Source organism: Staphylococcus sp. HMSC36A10, assembly GCF_001838845.1.
Classification (GTDB): Bacteria; Bacillota; Bacilli; order Staphylococcales; family Staphylococcaceae; genus Staphylococcus; species Staphylococcus aureus.
The window spans coordinates 1-212 of sequence record NZ_KV839093.1 but is presented as its reverse complement, the minus strand read 5'-3'; the positions used below and the strand labels follow the sequence as shown (position 1 = coordinate 212).

Genomic DNA, 212 nt, shown 5'->3' with positions numbered 1-212 from the left:
AAAAAGCTGATTTCTATTAATTATTTGATAGAAATCAGCTTTTTTGATATGTATTTTATAATGTACAGCTCGTTGAGCTGCTATTTTCCTTATATTAAGTGCCATTAATACAAAACCTAGCTCTCGTTTAACTTTATTTATTCCTCGAACTGACATTCGAGTGAAACCCAAAATAGCCTTCATAAATCCAAAAACAGGCTCTACATCAATTT

1 protein-coding gene is annotated in these 212 nt (G+C 30.2%); it reads right to left on the bottom strand.

Annotated features, from left to right (window positions below):
• Positions 1 to 212 (bottom strand): transposase (locus HMPREF3247_RS05765; protein WP_142349146.1); only part of this gene is annotated, 212 nt, incomplete at both ends.